At 72.2% G+C, this 14,184-nt stretch carries 16 protein-coding genes; 8 read left to right on the top strand and 8 right to left on the bottom strand.

The genetic code is table 11. From position 1 onward, the window contains the following. Positions 1 to 341 precede the first annotated feature (341 nt). Positions 342 to 1,103: a TrmH family RNA methyltransferase gene (locus tag AC29IT_RS22105; protein WP_358443703.1), complete on the bottom strand. Its 762-nt coding sequence runs from the start codon at positions 1,101 to 1,103 to the stop codon at positions 342 to 344. 67 nt (positions 1,104 to 1,170) lie between these two features. Between AC29IT_RS22105 and AC29IT_RS22100 the strand changes: the two genes are divergently transcribed. Together AC29IT_RS22100 and AC29IT_RS22095 are read left to right on the top strand one after the other, a co-directional pair. Further along, positions 1,171 to 2,586: a WS/DGAT/MGAT family O-acyltransferase gene (locus AC29IT_RS22100; protein WP_358443701.1), complete on the top strand. Its 1,416-nt coding sequence runs from the start codon at positions 1,171 to 1,173 to the stop codon at positions 2,584 to 2,586. Continuing rightward, positions 2,583 to 3,086 (top strand): DUF6912 family protein, encoded by a 504-nt coding sequence (locus AC29IT_RS22095; RefSeq protein WP_358443699.1) that lies wholly within the window; start codon positions 2,583 to 2,585, stop codon positions 3,084 to 3,086. The genes AC29IT_RS22100 and AC29IT_RS22095 overlap by 4 nt, the downstream gene beginning before the upstream one ends. A gap of 43 nt (positions 3,087 to 3,129) precedes the next feature. On the opposite strand, the gene AC29IT_RS22090 is transcribed toward AC29IT_RS22095, so the two are convergent. The 4 genes from AC29IT_RS22090 to aroA form a co-directional block, all read right to left on the bottom strand. Beyond that, the gene (locus AC29IT_RS22090; RefSeq protein ID WP_488219980.1) at positions 3,130 to 3,960 is read right to left on the bottom strand and encodes an SCO4651 family lipoprotein; all 831 of its coding nucleotides are present in this window, start codon (positions 3,958 to 3,960) and stop codon (positions 3,130 to 3,132) included. A gap of 82 nt (positions 3,961 to 4,042) precedes the next feature. Beyond that, positions 4,043 to 4,903, bottom strand: a complete 861-nt coding sequence (locus AC29IT_RS22085) for an SCO4651 family lipoprotein (RefSeq protein ID WP_488219979.1) — start codon at positions 4,901 to 4,903, stop codon at positions 4,043 to 4,045. A gap of 423 nt (positions 4,904 to 5,326) precedes the next feature. Continuing rightward, on the bottom strand, positions 5,327 to 6,334 hold the full coding sequence (gene rsgA, locus AC29IT_RS22080; RefSeq protein ID WP_358443692.1) for a ribosome small subunit-dependent GTPase A: 1,008 nt from the start codon (positions 6,332 to 6,334) through the stop codon (positions 5,327 to 5,329). After that, positions 6,334 to 7,602, bottom strand: coding sequence for a 3-phosphoshikimate 1-carboxyvinyltransferase (gene aroA / locus AC29IT_RS22075; protein ID WP_488219978.1), 1,269 nt, complete (start codon positions 7,600 to 7,602; stop codon positions 6,334 to 6,336). Before aroA ends, rsgA begins: the two co-directional genes overlap by 1 nt. Positions 7,603 to 7,743: 141 nt before the next feature. On the opposite strand from aroA, the gene AC29IT_RS22070 reads away from it, so the two are divergent. The 3 genes from AC29IT_RS22070 to AC29IT_RS22060 are packed head-to-tail and all read left to right on the top strand — an operon-like array spanning position 7,744 to position 9,809. Then, on the top strand, positions 7,744 to 8,481 hold the full coding sequence (locus AC29IT_RS22070; RefSeq protein ID WP_488219989.1) for an SOS response-associated peptidase: 738 nt from the start codon (positions 7,744 to 7,746) through the stop codon (positions 8,479 to 8,481). 6 nt (positions 8,482 to 8,487) lie between these two features. After that, the gene (locus tag AC29IT_RS22065) at positions 8,488 to 9,201 is read left to right on the top strand and encodes an SOS response-associated peptidase (RefSeq protein WP_358443686.1); all 714 of its coding nucleotides are present in this window, start codon (positions 8,488 to 8,490) and stop codon (positions 9,199 to 9,201) included. Then, entirely contained in the window at positions 9,198 to 9,809 is a 612-nt protein-coding gene (locus tag AC29IT_RS22060; RefSeq protein ID WP_358443684.1) for an alpha/beta hydrolase family protein, read from the top strand. Before AC29IT_RS22065 ends, AC29IT_RS22060 begins: the two co-directional genes overlap by 4 nt. Positions 9,810 to 9,821: 12 nt before the next feature. Here the strand turns inward: AC29IT_RS22060 and ybaK are convergent, their stop codons facing one another. Continuing rightward, complete coding sequence (gene ybaK, locus AC29IT_RS22055) at positions 9,822 to 10,298, bottom strand: Cys-tRNA(Pro) deacylase (protein ID WP_358443681.1); 477 nt, start codon at positions 10,296 to 10,298, stop codon at positions 9,822 to 9,824. Between the two features lie 173 nt (positions 10,299 to 10,471). Between ybaK and AC29IT_RS22050 the strand changes: the two genes are divergently transcribed. Beyond that, on the top strand, positions 10,472 to 11,194 hold the full coding sequence (locus tag AC29IT_RS22050) for a sigma-70 family RNA polymerase sigma factor (RefSeq protein ID WP_488219977.1): 723 nt from the start codon (positions 10,472 to 10,474) through the stop codon (positions 11,192 to 11,194). After that, positions 11,191 to 11,526, top strand: a complete 336-nt coding sequence (rsrA, locus tag AC29IT_RS22045) for a mycothiol system anti-sigma-R factor (RefSeq protein ID WP_358443675.1) — start codon at positions 11,191 to 11,193, stop codon at positions 11,524 to 11,526. Before AC29IT_RS22050 ends, rsrA begins: the two co-directional genes overlap by 4 nt. 130 nt (positions 11,527 to 11,656) lie before the next feature. On the opposite strand, the gene AC29IT_RS22040 is transcribed toward rsrA, so the two are convergent. Continuing rightward, positions 11,657 to 11,734, bottom strand: a complete 78-nt coding sequence (locus AC29IT_RS22040) for a 50S ribosomal protein bL37 (RefSeq protein ID WP_373690061.1) — start codon at positions 11,732 to 11,734, stop codon at positions 11,657 to 11,659. A 267-nt stretch (positions 11,735 to 12,001) separates the two neighbouring features. Here AC29IT_RS22040 and AC29IT_RS22035 point away from each other — a divergent pair, with 267 nt between their 5' ends. Next, on the top strand, positions 12,002 to 13,495 hold the full coding sequence (locus tag AC29IT_RS22035; RefSeq protein WP_358443673.1) for a histidine kinase N-terminal domain-containing protein: 1,494 nt from the start codon (positions 12,002 to 12,004) through the stop codon (positions 13,493 to 13,495). Between the two features lie 251 nt (positions 13,496 to 13,746). Here AC29IT_RS22035 and AC29IT_RS22030 read toward each other — a convergent pair whose 3' ends face one another. Continuing rightward, positions 13,747 to 14,004, bottom strand: coding sequence for a WhiB family transcriptional regulator (locus AC29IT_RS22030; RefSeq protein WP_200073222.1), 258 nt, complete (start codon positions 14,002 to 14,004; stop codon positions 13,747 to 13,749). Positions 14,005 to 14,184: the final 180 nt, after the last annotated feature.

The raw sequence follows: 14,184 nt of genomic DNA, 5'->3' as shown, positions 1-14,184 counted from the left end.
GGGTGTGGGAGAGTAGGACACCGCCGACAATACTCGTAAAGAGGGGAACGCCCCGGAACTTGGTTCCGGGGCGTTCCTGCATTTCAGGGCCTGGTTCCTGGGTGGTGGTGACACCCCCCCCGGGGCCGGGCCTTTCGCATGTCCGCAACTTCGCGTGCCGGCACTGCTACCGGTACCTGCCGGGGCCGGTTCAAGCCGGGACCGCTCAAACCCGGACTTCGCTCACACCGCCACCACACACTCAGTACTAATAGCCGGAACCGAACACCGAGCAGGAAAAAGCCCCGGCACCGCAGCACCGGGGCTCCACCGAGCAGAACTCAAACGAGCAGAACCGCAGCTCAGCCCCCGCGCCGCCGCAGCAGCTCGAAGCAGAGGACGGCGGCGGCGCTGGCCACGTTCAACGACTCCACGCCGCCCCGCATGGGGATGGCGATCTGCTGCGCGATGCGGGTGCTCACCTCTTCGGAGAGTCCGGCGGTCTCGCTGCCGAGCACGAACGCCGCGCGCGAACCGAAGTCCGCTTCGTAGACGCTCTCCGCGCCGTCGGCCTCCAACGCGTACAGCGGATAGCCGGCGTCGGTGAGCATCTCCGCGGCGTCCCCGGCGGTCATGCAGCGCAGCACCGGCGCGTGGAAGGCGACGCCCGCGGAGGCCTTGATGACGAGCGGGTCCAGCCCGGCCACGCCGCGGTGCGGAACGATGATGCCGTCGATGCCCGCGGCCGTGGCGGTCCGCAGGATCATGCCGACGTTCGCGGGCGTGGTGAGCCCGTCCAGCAGCAGGACCTGGCGCGGCGCGGTGGCCGGGTCGTCGAGGGCGTCGACGAGAGGGCGCATCTTGCGGGCGACGACGTCGGCGAGCACGCCCTGGTCGTGCCGCCCGTTGCCGGCGAGGACCTTCACCCGGTGCGCGCTGGCGCGCTGCACCTTGACCGCGCGGTCGGCGGCGGCTTCCTTGATCTCGTTGATCGCGGGGCCGCCGATGCCTTCGGCGATGATCACCTTGTCGACGCGCAGGTCCAGGTCGGACAGCGCCTCCAGGACCGGTTTCCGGCCGTAGACGGTGACGAACCGATCTTTGGGTGAGGCAGTGCTGGTCACGAAGTCCAGTGTCACACGAGGCGACGCGACCGCTCTGAGCAGGCCGCTGGTGTGCCAGTATCGCGGCATGCCCGATCGCCTCTCCGCACTCGACGCCTCGTTCCTGTACCTGGAGGACCACACGACGCCGATGCACGTGGGCGGGGTGGCGGTGTTCCGCAGGCCGCGCAGCGGGTTCGAGTACGACAACGTGCTGTCGATGATCGACCGCAGGCTGGCGATGGTGCCGCGGTACCGGCAGAAGGTGCGGCAGCTGCCGGGGAAGCTGGCGCGCCCGGTGTGGGTGGACGACCAGGACTTCGACATCACCTACCACGTGCGCCGCTCGGCGTTGCCGAAACCGGGCAAGGACGAGCAGCTGCACGAGCTGGTGGCGCGGTTGATGTCCCGCAAGCTCGACCCGGAACGTCCGTTGTGGGAGCTGTACCTGGTGGAAGGCCTGTCCCGCAGCAGGGTCGCGGTGATCACGAAGACGCACCAGGCGATGGTGGACGGCATCGGCGCGCTCGACATCGGCCAAGTGATCTTCGACCGCTCGGTGCACCAGGGCGGGCCGGAAGCGGAGGACCTGTGGATGCCGCGGCCGGATCCGACCCCGGCGCAGCTGGTGCTGGAGGCGGTGACGGAGGCCGTGCAGCGCCCGGGCGAGATCGTGGAGAACGCGCGCTCGGCGGCCGGGGACGTGGCGGCGACGGTGCGGAAGGTGACCGGAGCGCTCGGCGGTCTCGCGACGGCGGTGCGCGCCGCGGCGGTGCCCGCGCCGGGCGGTCCGCTGAACGGGCCCACGTCGACGCAGCGCCGCTTCGCGGTCGCCCGGGCGAAGCTGGACGATTTCCGCGCGGTCCGGCAGTCGCACGGGGGCACGGTGAACGACGTGGTCCTCGCGGTCGTGGCGGGCGCGTTGCGGAACTGGCTGCTGTCCCGGGGCGAGGTGGTGTCGGGTTCGACGACGCTGCGCGCGATGGTGCCGGTGTCGGTGCGCGGTGCGGAGTCCGGCGGTGCGGACGAGGTCTCCGGGGCGGACGGGAACCGGGTGGCGGCCTACCTGGTGGACCTGCCGGTGGGTGAGCCGAGCCCGGTGCTGCGGCTGCACCACATCAGCCACGCGCTGCGGGCGCACGCCGAGTCGGGCCGGTCGGTGGCGGCGGAGGCGCTGGTGGGGGTGTCCGGATTCGCACCGCCGACGCTGCACGCGCTGGGCGCGCGGGTCGCCAACGGGTTCTCGGACCGGCTGTTCAACGTGCTGGTGACGAACGTGCCGGGGCCGCAGGTACCGCTGTACGCGGCGGGCGCGAAGATGACGGAGATGTTCCCGGTGGTGCCGCTGGCGAAGAACCAGTCGCTGGCGATCGGGGTGACCTCCTACGACGGAGGGGTGTACTTCGGCTTGAACGGGGACCGGGACGCCATGTCCGATGTGGACGTGCTGGCGGCCATGATCGGGGAGTCAGTGGAAGAGATGATCGGGACGGTCGACGGATGAGGGTTTACCTGCCCGCCACGGTGCGCATGACGCGCGGCCTGGTGGAGGACCAGCAGATCCAGCCGCTCAGCGGCACCGGTTTCGCGTTGACGCCCGCGCTGCGGGAGTCGTACGCGGCGGGGGACACCGAGGAGCTGGAGTACGCCGCGATGCGCGAAGCCGCACGGGCCTCGCTGCGGCTGATCGCGAGCGAGCTCGCGGAGGACGAGAAGGCGGACCTGCGCCGGGTGGTGATCTCCGCCGATGTCGAGGACGTGACGCTGCGCCCGGACCTGGACCACGCGGTGGTGCGGCTGTCCGGTCCGGTGCCGTGGAAGAAGATCGCCGCCGTGCACGTGGACTCGCCGGAGGCGGAGGACGCGGTGCGCGCCGCGTCCGACGTGATCGACTCGGCGGATCTGGGGGACCCGGACGCGGAGTTCGTGCTGGGCGAGGCCGAGGACCACGAGTTGTCCTGGTACGCGCCGCAGGAGGTCCCGTTCCTGCTGGAACTGATGTGACCCGGACGGCCGGGGCGCGCGTGGCGTCCCGGCCGGTCGTGGTTCACGGGCCTTGCGGCAGGCCCGGCATCTCGAACTCGCGGATCTGGGATGCGTCCGGCTTCGCGACGCTGACCGACTTCCCCCAGTCGGAGTAGGTGAGGGTGGTGGTCGATTCGTCGACCTGCTGGCCCGCGATGTTCATCGGGGGCGTGGTCTGCTCGACCTTGAGCGGGCGGCCCTCGTCGTCGGCCCACACGGTCTGCTTGAGCTCGGTGACACCGGCCTTGAGCAGCATCTCGTAGCTCTGCTTGAGGATGCCGTCGGCCGAGCCGATGACGTCGTTGATGTCGGTGACGACCTCGTACTTGGTGGCCTGCGTCCCGTCGACGGCGTCGGGCCCGACCTTGGTGAACTGGGAACCTTCGGGCAGCAGCTTGCGGAAGTCGGCGGCCTCCGACAGCGCCGCGGACTGCGCGCCGCCGACGGCGGCCCCGGGGCCGTCCTGGGAGATGTGCGCCCACGGCTTGCCCGGGTCGCCGCTCATCGCGTTCAGCTGCGGGTTCTTCATGTACGTCTCGCCGTCGACGACGATGATCTCGCCGGTGGTGCCGGTGCAGCTCATCGCGGACTGAGTGGCGTCGACGTCGCAGTCGGTCTGGAGGCCACCGGCGCTGCCGAGCGTGGCGTTCAGCTTCAGCTTGTACGACTGGTTGTCGTCCATGGCCTGGGAGGCGCCGGCGACCAGCGAGGCGAGGTCGGTGTACGCCCCGCCCTGCTGGGCTCCGGAGTCGCTGGAACCGGCCTCCGAACCGGCCTGGTTCTGCCCGAGGGCACATCCCCCCAAGGTCGCGGTCAACGCGACGGTGCACACTGCGATGCTCGTGCGGCGCACGGAACTTCCTTCCGCTGATCAATATCGGCGATCGGAAGCTAGCAGCGCGCTTCACCCGTTGTGGGCGGTTCGGGAAAGTTCGTCAGCGCGGCGGTTGTGCTCCCGGCGGTGGCCCGTCCGGGAAGGCGCCGACCTGGTCCGCCGGTGGCGCGGTGATCTCCACGGGCGCGCCCCAGTCGCGGTAGGTGGAGGTCAACGACACCTGCCCGGCCTGCGCGACCTGTTCGGTGGCGGCGAACCGCGCGGGGAGTCCGTCGTCGTCGAGCCACAGCTCGTAGCCGATCTCGGCGCGCCCCGCCTCGGCCGCCTTCCGCAGCCGGGCCCGCTGCTGCTCGTCCGGTGCGGTGGCGGCGCCCTGGGCGGTGAGCACCCGCAGGCTGTAGCGGGTGGCAGGGGTGCCGTCGACCTGGTCCGGAGCGCTCGACTGGATCTTGGTGGCGGCGGCGATGCCGTCGAACGTGGCGCGCGGATCGGTGGCGTCCTGCACCTGGGCGAGGGCCGGCGACAGCAGCATCGCGGCGAAGTCGGTGCCGTCGGCGGCGAGCCGCAGCCACGGCTTGCCCGGTTCCGCTTGCAGCAGCGGTGATTTCAGGTAGCCGACGCCGTCGACCACGGCCAGTTCCACCGGTTGCGGTGGCTGGGCCGCGGGCCGGGTGGTGCCGCGGAGCGCCACGTCGGCGTGGTCGGGGGCGTAGCGGACCGCGCCGTCGCCGTGCAGTTCGCCGACGAACCCGAGGTCGCCGCGCACGTCGCTGCGCACGCTGCCCTGCTCGTCGATGCGGTTCAGCACGTCGGTGAGCAGTGGTTCTGCGGAGGCGCGCGGATCGGGTCGGGCGGCGGCGGGCTTGGAGGGCTGTGGTGCGGGGGAGGGGGCGCAGCTCACCGCGGTGAGGGCGCCGAGCAGTGCGGTGGTCAGCGCGGTGGCGGGGTGGACTCGGGGCATGGTCGAGCTCCTCGTCGGGGGACGACGGCCGCGTTCGACGCTAGCAACGCGATGCGACGCGCACAGGTGCCGTTCGAGTCGTCGAGGTTTCCGCGGGCTGTCGGCTTTCCCCGGGATTCCCGTTCGGCCGCAACGGTTTCCACCGACCAGGTGACCCGATCCGAGCACCGCGAGCACCACCCACCCGAGTGCGCCCGACCTGCACCCCCGACTCCAGCACCGTCCCGTCCTGTCAGCGGCGCAGCCGCAGAGCTGACGACCACCAAAGACACCGGAACCGCCGCGGGTTCTCAGCGGTTTCCTCGCGAGGACAGCGATTTCTCCTGTGGCGGAGGCACCTGTGAAATCGATCCCGCAGCGAGGGAACCGCCGAGGTTCCGCCACCCACCCCCGACTCGCAGCAGAAGCGGACGAGACAAGAAGTCAGGCTTCGTCGCGGCCTGCGCGGGAGCGCAGCAGCCGCCGCAGCGAGCCCAGCTGTTCGGCGCGGCCCGAGCCGGAAGCGGCGTAGGTGTCGAGGTGGCACTCGGGGTCCTCGCCGCCGCCGAGGTGGCCGCAGTTCGACGGGCATTCCTCGGCGGCTTCGGCGAATCCGGTGAACGCGCTGATCAGGTCGTCGGCGGTGACGTGCGCGAGCCCGAACGAGCGGATGCCGGGGGTGTCGACGACCCAGCCCCCGGCGGGCAGCGGCAGGGCCACCGCGGAGGTCGAGGTGTGCCTGCCCTTGCCGACACCGCTGACCTCGCCGGTGGCGCGTTCGGCGTGCGGCACCAGCGTGTTCACCAGCGTGGACTTGCCGACGCCGGAGTGCCCGACCAGGGCGCACACCCGGCCGTCAAGCTGGGTGGACAGGTTCTCGTGCAGCTCGTGCATGTTGGTGACGACGATCGGCAGCGGCAGCGCCGAGTAGGTGGCCAGCACCTCGTCGGGCGTGGCCAGGTCGGATTTGGTCAGGCACAGCACGGGGGTGAGCCCGCCCGCGTAGGCGGCGACCAGGCAGCGGTCGATCAGCCCGGTCCGCGGCGGCGGGTCGGCGAGCGAGGCGACGATGATGAGCCGCTGCGCGTTGGCGACCACGATCCGCTCGTACGGGTCGGTGTCGTCGGCGGTGCGGCGCAGCACGCTGCTGCGGTCGGCGACCCGCACGATCCGGGCGAGCGTGTCGGCGCGCCCCGAGGTGTCCCCGACGAGCTCCACCTGGTCGCCGACGACGACCGGGGTGCGGCCCAGTTCGCGGGCGCGCATCGAGGTGACCAGCCGGTCCGGGTCGCCTTCGAGCGCGCAGGTCCACCGGCCGCGGTCCACGGCCACGACCATCGCGTGGGCGGCGTCGGCGTGCTCCGGGCGGCGCTTGCTGCGCGGCCGGGTGCCGCGTCCGGGGCGCACCCGCACATCGGATTCGTCCAGGTCTCGCCAGCCGCGGCGGCCCATCAGGCCACCGGCTCCAGCATCGCCGCCCACATCCCCGGGAAGTCGGGGATGGTCTTGCGGGTGGTGGCGACGTCCTCCACTTCGACGTCCGGGACGCGCAGGCCGAGGATGGCGCCCGCGGTGGCCATCCGGTGGTCGGCGTAGGTGTGCCAGGTGCCGCCGTGCAGCGGGCGGGGCCGGATCAGCAGGCCGTCGGTGGTCTGCTCGACGTCCCCGCCGAGGCCGGTGATCTCCCGTTCCAGCGCGGCGAGCCGGTCGGTCTCGTGCCCGCGCAGGTGCGCGATGCCGTGCAACCGCGACGGGCCGTCGGCGAGTGCGGCGAGCGCGGCGACGGTGGGGGCGAGCTCGCCGACCTCGTGCAGGTCGACGTCCACCGGCCGCAGCCGGTCCGGTCCGGTGGCGGTGAGCCCGTCCGCGTGCAGCGCGACCTCGGCGCCCATCGAGGTGAGGATGTCCCGGAACGCGTCGCCCGCCTGCGTCGTCGTCGCGGGCCAGCCCGGCACGGTGACCTCGCCGGCGGTGGCCGCGGCGGCCGCGAGGAACGGGGTGGCGTTGGACAGGTCCGGTTCGACGGCCAGGTCCAGCGCCCGGATCGGGCCGGGGGAGACCTGCCAGGTGTCGCGGCGCTGGTCGTCGACCTCGACGCCCGCGTCCCGCAGCATCGCCACGGTCATGTCGATGTGCGGCAGCGACGGCACCGGCGGCCCGTCGTGCAGCACGGTCACGCCCTGCTCGAACCGGGGCGCGGACAGCAGCAGCCCGGAGACGAATTGGGAGGACGCGGAGGCGTCGATGGTGACCCGTCCGCCGGGCAGCGACCCGGTGCCGCGCAGTTCGAACGGCAGCGATGCGCCGGTGATGTCGGCGCCGAGCTCGCGCAGCGCGTCGAGCACCGTGTCCAGCGGCCGGTTCCGCGCGTGCGGGTCGCCGTCGAAGGACACCGGTCCTTCGGCGAGCGCGGCGAGCGGCGGCAGGAACCGCATCACGGTCCCGGCGAGGCCGCAGTCCACGCTGGCGGGGGCGCGCAGCTCGCCCGGTTCGACCAGCCACGCGCCGTCGGCGCCGTCCCGCACGCCGGTGCCGAGGGAGCGCAGCGCCGCCGCCATCAGCTCGGTGTCCCTGCTGCGCAACGGCCCGCGCAGCGTGGACGGCCCGTCGGCGAGCGCGGCGAGCACCAACGCCCGGTTGGTGATCGACTTGGAGCCGGGGACGGGGACCGTCGCGCGGACCGGGCCTGCGGCGACCGGTGCGGGCCAGAGCTGCGTCATGCCCCCATGATCCCGCATTCGTCCCTGCTCAACCGTACGGGGCCGGACCCGAGGAGTTCGACGTCGTCGGTGGGTGCTGCGACGATGGGCCCGGGCGCGGCGCGAGCCCCGTCCGGCGGCGACGGTGGAGGTGACCAGGACGTGTGCGGCAGGTACGCCTCCACGAAGGACCCGGCGGCGCTGGCGGCCGAGTTCGCCGCCGACGACCGGATCGGTGGTTCCGGCGGCGCCGACTACAACGTGGCGCCGACCAAGCAGGTGCCGGCCGTGGTGGCGCGGCACCGCGAGGGCGAGCCGGAGCGCAGGCTGCGGACGATGCGCTGGGGACTGGTGCCGAAGTGGGCGAAGGACCCGAAGATCGGCAACCGCATGATCAACGCGAAGGCGGAGACGGTCACCGCGAAGCCCGCGTTCCGCGCCGCCGCGAAGTACCGGCGCTGCCTGCTGCCCGCCGACGGCTGGTACGAGTGGAAGCGCGACGGCGACCGCAAGCAGCCCTACTTCATGACCTCCCCGGACGGGGCGAGCCTGGCGCTGGCCGGGCTGTGGGAGACCTGGCACGACCCGGCCGCGCCGGAGGGCGCCCCGCCGCTGGTGACCTGCTCGGTGCTGACCACCGCGGCCATCGGCGCGCTCGCCGAGGTGCACGACCGGATGCCGCTGGTGCTGCCCGCGGACGCGTGGGAGGACTGGCTCGACCCCGAGCGGCACGACGCGTCCGGGCTGCTCGAACCCTCGCCGGACCTGGTGGCGGCGTTGGAGCTGCGGCCGGTGTCCTCAGCGGTGAACGACGTGCGGCACAACGGCGCCGAGCTCATCGCCCCGCAGGCCGACCCGGACCCGGCGGTAGCGTTGGATCATGCTCGGGACGCGGGGTGAGTGCTGATGTGCGGTCGCTACGCGGTGCGGCGCGACCCGGCGGCGCTGGCCGCCGAGTTCGACGCCGTGGACCGCTCGGAAGGGCTGCTCGGCCCGGACTACAACGTCACGCCCACCAAGACGGTGCCGATCGTGGTGCGCCGCGGCGCCGAGCGCAGCGTGCGGCCGGTGCGCTGGGGCCTCGTGCCGACCTGGGCGAAGGACCCGGCCGGCGGCCCGCCGATGATCAACGCGCGGGCTGAGACGATCACCGGCAAGCCCGCCTACGCCGAATCCGCGGCCCGCCGCCGCTGCCTGATGCCCGCGACCGGCTGGTACGAGTGGCGGCCGGGGGACGGGCGGAAGCAGCCGTACCTGTGCGCGCACCGCGGCGGGGACAGCCTCGCGATGGCCGCGGTGTTCTCCGCGTGGTGGTCGCCGCAGAACACCTCGGCGCCCCTGGTGACCTGCGCCGTCGTCACCACCGGCGCGGTCGGCGAGCTGGCGGGGGTGCACCACCGGATGCCGCTGGTGCTGCCCGCGGACAAGTGGGACGACTGGCTGGACCCGGAGCGCATCGATCCGCGACCGCTGCTCGACCCGGACCCGCGGCTGCTCGCCGAGCTGGACCTGACCACGGTGTCCACCGAGGTGAACAACATGCGCAACAACCACCCGGGCCTGCTGGAACCGGCCGAACCGGTGCCCGCGCCCGCCGAGCAGGGGGCGCTGTTCGAATGACCAGAGTGCAGATCGACACCCCGCACGGGCCTGCCGCGGCCGAACTGCACTGCGCCGAGCAGGGCCGGGCGGCGCTCGTGCTCGGGCACGGCGCGGGCGGTGGCATCGCCGCGCCGGACCTGGTGGCCGCGACCCGCGCCGCCACCGACGCCGGTGTGCACGTGGCGCTGGTCGAGCAGCCCTACCGGGTGGCGGGCCGGAAGGCGCCCGCGCCCGCGAAGCAGCTCGACGCTGCGTGGCTGGCCGTCGCCGAAGACCTGGGGGAGCGCTGGTTCCCGGACCTGCCGTTGCTGTTCGGGGGCCGCTCGTCCGGGGCGCGGGTGGCGTGCCGCACCGCCGAGGCGGGTGCCGCGTCCGCGGTGCTGTGCCTGGCATTCCCGCTGCACCCGCCGGGCAAGCCGGAGAAGTCGCGGGCGGCGGAGCTCGCCGCCGTCGACGTTCCGGTGCTGGTGGTGCAGGGCGAGCGGGACGCGTTCGGCAGGCCCGAGCCCGCGCACCGGCGCGACGTGGTGCTCGTCGCGGGCGACCACTCGTTGAAGGCCGACGTGGACGCCGTGTTCCGCGCCGTCGACGAGTGGCTCACCCGGGTCCTGCGGCCGCTCGACTGAGCAGGCCCGCCGTCACCCGGCGATGTCGGCGACCTGCGCGCCCAGCAGCCGGACCAGGTCGGCCGCGGCGAGCTCGATCTCCAGGCCGCGCCGTCCGGCGCTGCAGAAGATCGTGTCGAACGCCTCCGCGGAGGAGTCGACCACCACCGGCAGCCGCTTCTTCTGCCCGAGCGGGGAGATGCCGCCCGCCACGTAACCGGTGGCGCGCTCGGCGGCCGCCATGTCGGCGAGCTTCGCCTTCTTCCCGCCGCGCGCCGCGGCCAGCGCCTTGAGGTCGAGCTGGCCGGTCACCGGCACCACCCCGACGGCCAGCGCCCCGTCGACCTCGGCGACCAGCGTCTTGAACACCTGCTCCGGTGGTCGTCCCAGCGCATCGGCCGCTTCCGCGCCGAAGGACTCCGCGCGGGGGTCGTGCTCGTACGCGTGCACCCGGTGCTCGATCCGATGCCGGTCCAGCAGTGCGGTCGCCGGTGTTCCCCTGCCTGCCATGCGGTCGACCTTAGGGCAGGAATACCCGCCGTCCGCACCGCGTTGCACCGGCCGTGACCGAGTTGACGAACACGTGCTTACTCGAACGGCAGCGGGACCTGCCCGAGAGCTCTGGTGCAGGTGAGCGGGGCATCGGACGGGTATCCTCGAAGTGGGTCCATGCGCAGGACGGCATGGGTTCGTCGCCAGCAGCCACCTCGTCCTGGCGGCGGGAAAGGAACCCGGTGGTCAACACCCCGGAGCAACCCGGCACGGCGGAGACCGCCGACGGCACCGCCGCGGCGGCCGAGCCCGAGCAGGTCGAGGAGACCGATCAGCAGCGCATGGCCCGCTTCGAGCGGGACGCGATGCCGCTGCTCGACCAGCTCTACGGCGCGGCGCTGCGGATGACGCGCAACGCGCCGGACGCCGAGGACCTCGTGCAGGAGACGTACCTGAAGGCCTACTCGGCGTTCAAGTCGTTCAAGCAGGGCACGAACCTGAAGGCGTGGCTGTACCGCATCCTCACCAACACCTACATCAACGGTTACCGCAAGCGGCAGCGGCAGCCGCAGCAGCAGCCGACGGACGAGATCGCCGATTGGCAGCTCGCCCAGGCCGAGAACCACACCTCGACCGGGCTGCGCTCGGCCGAAGTGGAGGCGTTGGACCGGCTGCCGGACTCCGACGTGAAGAACGCGCTGCAGCAGCTGGCGGAGGAGTTCCGCATGGTCGTCTACTTGGCCGATGTGGAAGGCTTCGCCTACAAGGAGATCGCCGAGATCATGGGGACGCCCATCGGTACGGTGATGTCGCGGCTGCACCGCGGTCGTCGGCAGCTGCGCGACATGCTGACCGACGTGGCGCGCGACCGCGGCTTTCTCAGGGAGAAAAAGCAGGAGGTGAGCACCTCGTGACCTGCGAACATGACGAGGCGTCCTGCGAGGACGTGCTCGCCGAGGTGTGGCTGTTCCTGGACAACGAGTGCAACAAGGACCGGCGCGCGGCGCTGCAGGAGCACTTGGACGAGTGCGGGAGCTGCCTGGAGCACTACGGCCTGGAGGAGCACCTCAAGGAGCTGCTGCACCGCAAGTGCGGCGGCGAGCACGCCCCCTCGGACCTGCGGGAGCGGTTGCGCAGCTCGATCCGCGAGACGGTGCTGCGGCAGGCGGACGTGACGGTCGAGCGCGGGCCGGACGGCACCTCGGTCGAGGTGCGGGCCAAGAAGCGGACCTCCGCGCCCGAGTAGCCGCACCGCGACCGGCCCGCCGCGAGACGCATCGGCCGTGAGACGCATCGGCCGTGAGACGCAGAAGAGCCCCGGACCACACCGGTCCGGGGCTCTCGCATGCGTGCGGCGCGCGGAGCGCACCGTCACGTCAGCTGCCGTTGGGGCGCTTGCCGTGGTTGGCCTTGTTCTTGCGCCGGTCCTTCTTCTTGCGGGAACGCTTTCCCATGACCCCTCCCTCACGTCGTCCCGCGCTCCGGCCGGGCCGGCCGTGGGCGGGGTTTGGTTCCTTGCGGAGTTCTGGCTGTCCAGTCTCGCACGTGCGCCACCCGGGCCCGTGGGGTGGCCCGGCGCGTGGTTTCCTTGACGAAACCCGTCGTGGAGGGGAACTCGTGCTCGAAGGGGTTCGCGCCGAGCCGGTGGTCGCGGCCGCCGGGGGCGGTGCCGTGCGGGCGATCCCCCTCGGCGGTCGCCGAGTTCGGACCGAAGGAGCGCCTTGTCGACGCTGAGTGACCTGCTGGCCGAGCACACCGGGTTGTCCGGGGCCGCCGCCGACCACCTCCAGCTGGTCGTCGCGGAGTGGCAGCTGCTGTCGGACCTGTCGTTCGCCGATTTCCTGCTGTGGGTCCCGATCGGCCCGGAAGGTGCCACTGAGGACCGGTTCCTGTGCGTGGCGCAGGCCCGGCCGACGACGGCGCCGACCGCGCACCCGGAGGACGTGGTCTCCACCGAGGTCACCCCGGAGGAGCACCCGCAGCTGCGGCGCGCCGCGCTGGAGGGTCGGATCTGCCGGGAGGAGGACCCGCGCTGGCACCTGGGCGTGCCGGTGCGCCGCGAGACGATCCCGGTGAAGCTGGAGCAGGAGATCGTCGCGGTGCTGAGCCGGGACACGAACTTGGCGGTGCCGCGGGTGCCGAGCCCGCTGGAGATCTCCTACCTGGGCAGTGCCGCCGACCTGTGCCAGATGATCGCCGACGGCACGTTCCCCACCCCGGAGCCCGCGCCGGACGTGCACACCAGTCCGCGCGTCGGCGATGGCCTGGTCCGGGTGGACGCGTCCGGCACGGTCGTGTTCGCCAGTCCGAACGCGCTGTCGGCGTACCACCGGATGGGGCACGCCGCGGATCTCGTCGGGGTGCAGCTGGCGCCGCTGACCCGGTCGTTGCTGTCCGATCCGTTCGACGCCGACGAGGTGGCGCAGCGGGTGCGCCGCGCGGTGTCCGGTGAGCCGAGCATGCGCATGGAAGCGGAGGCGAAGGGCGCGACGGTGCTGTTCCGCGCGTTGCCGCTGCAGCCGCGCGGCCAGGTCGCGGGCGCGTTGGTGCTGGTCCGGGACGTGACCGAGGTGAAGCGCCGGGACCGGGCGTTGATGTCGAAGGACGCCACGATCCGCGAGATCCACCACCGGGTGAAGAACAACCTGCAGACGGTGGCGGCGCTGCTGCGGCTCCAGTCGCGGCGGACCGGCAACTCGGAGGCGCGGCTGGCGCTGGACGAATCGGTGCGGCGGGTCACCTCGATCGCGCTGGTGCACGAGACGCTGTCGATGTCGGTGGACGAGCGCGTCGACCTGGACGACGTCGTGGACCGGGTGATCCCGATGATGAGCGATGTCGCGGTGGCCGAGACCGGGGTGAAGGTGAGCCGGGAAGGCCGGTTCGGGGTGGTGTCGGCCGAGTTGGCCACGCCGCTGGTGATGGTGCTGACCGAACTGGTGCAGAACGCGTTCGAGCACGCGTTCCCGGAAGGCACCGGCGGGGAGGTCGTGGTGCAGGCGGAGCGTTCGGCGCGCTGGCTCGACGTCGTCATCTCGGATGACGGTCAGGGACTGCCGAAGGGCTTCTCCCTGGAGCGCGCCGAACGTCTCGGCCTGCAGATCGTGCGAACCCTCGTCGAGTCTGAACTGCGGGGTTCGTTGAGCTTGCGCGGTCGGGGCCGACAGCGGGGAACGGAAGCGGTGTTGCGGGTTCCGTTGAAGTACCGCCGCTGAGCGCCTGACGCCGCAAGCGCGTCGATGAGGTCGGTGAGCCCGATTGCGGGGTGGCTCACCTGGGGTCGGTCCGCTCGGTCAGTGCGCCTTGGGGGTGGCCGCTGACCGGCATCGACGCTGATCGACCCCGGTTCTCGTCGGGGATGTGCAGTTTTCTTCGCGACCGCCGTGTCGGGTCGCCCGGGGGGTTTGCGCGGGGTCGGCCGGGATGCCCACCGGCCGACCCACTACGCTGCGAGCAGGTCCGCTGCTCAGGCGTTGGTGCGAGCCGCCCGAGTCCGCGAGCTGCGACGCTTGAGGGCACGCCGCTCGTCCTCGCTCATACCGCCCCAGACACCGGCGTCCTGACCGCTCTCCAGTGCCCACGCCAGGCACTCGGAGGCAACCGGGCAACGCCGGCACACGGCTTTCGCCTCGGCGATCTGCAGCAGCGCAGGACCGCTGTTCCCAACGGGGAAGAACAGCTCCGGGTCCTCGTCACGGCAAACCGCATCGTGGCGCCAGTCCATGATTCCTTGCTCCTCGCTAGGCGCGCACGTGACGCGCCGGTAGTTCGTTCGGGGTGTTTGTGAATGCTTTCACGGAGTCCGTGTGCTTGTGAATGCTTTCACGAACTGCCGTGATGTCAAGAGTTCGATCTCGTGCCGTGAGCCAACTCACCTGAAAGATCGATGTCTCGTGACCAGGGG

The sequence above is a fragment of the Saccharopolyspora sp. MMCC62 genome (assembly GCF_057736575.1).
The sequence above is the reverse complement of the archived record's forward strand: the minus strand, read 5'-3'. Positions and strand labels throughout refer to the sequence as shown.

Coding starts and splice junctions, on each gene's coding strand:
- aroA (WP_488219978.1), bottom strand. CDS start 7,602: ATGACGCAGCTCTGGCCCGCACCGGTCGCCGCAGGCCCGGTCCGCGCG.
- AC29IT_RS22095 (WP_358443699.1), top strand. CDS start 2,583: ATGAGGGTTTACCTGCCCGCCACGGTGCGCATGACGCGCGGCCTGGTG.
- ybaK (WP_358443681.1), bottom strand. CDS start 10,298: ATGGCAGGCAGGGGAACACCGGCGACCGCACTGCTGGACCGGCATCGG.
- rsgA (WP_358443692.1), bottom strand. CDS start 6,334: ATGGGCCGCCGCGGCTGGCGAGACCTGGACGAATCCGATGTGCGGGTG.
- AC29IT_RS22060 (WP_358443684.1), top strand. CDS start 9,198: ATGACCAGAGTGCAGATCGACACCCCGCACGGGCCTGCCGCGGCCGAA.
- AC29IT_RS22030 (WP_200073222.1), bottom strand. CDS start 14,004: ATGGACTGGCGCCACGATGCGGTTTGCCGTGACGAGGACCCGGAGCTG.
- AC29IT_RS22065 (WP_358443686.1), top strand. CDS start 8,488: ATGTGCGGTCGCTACGCGGTGCGGCGCGACCCGGCGGCGCTGGCCGCC.
- AC29IT_RS22100 (WP_358443701.1), top strand. CDS start 1,171: ATGCCCGATCGCCTCTCCGCACTCGACGCCTCGTTCCTGTACCTGGAG.
- AC29IT_RS22085 (WP_488219979.1), bottom strand. CDS start 4,903: ATGCCCCGAGTCCACCCCGCCACCGCGCTGACCACCGCACTGCTCGGC.
- AC29IT_RS22050 (WP_488219977.1), top strand. CDS start 10,472: ATGGGTTCGTCGCCAGCAGCCACCTCGTCCTGGCGGCGGGAAAGGAAC.
- AC29IT_RS22040 (WP_373690061.1), bottom strand. CDS start 11,734: ATGGGAAAGCGTTCCCGCAAGAAGAAGGACCGGCGCAAGAACAAGGCC.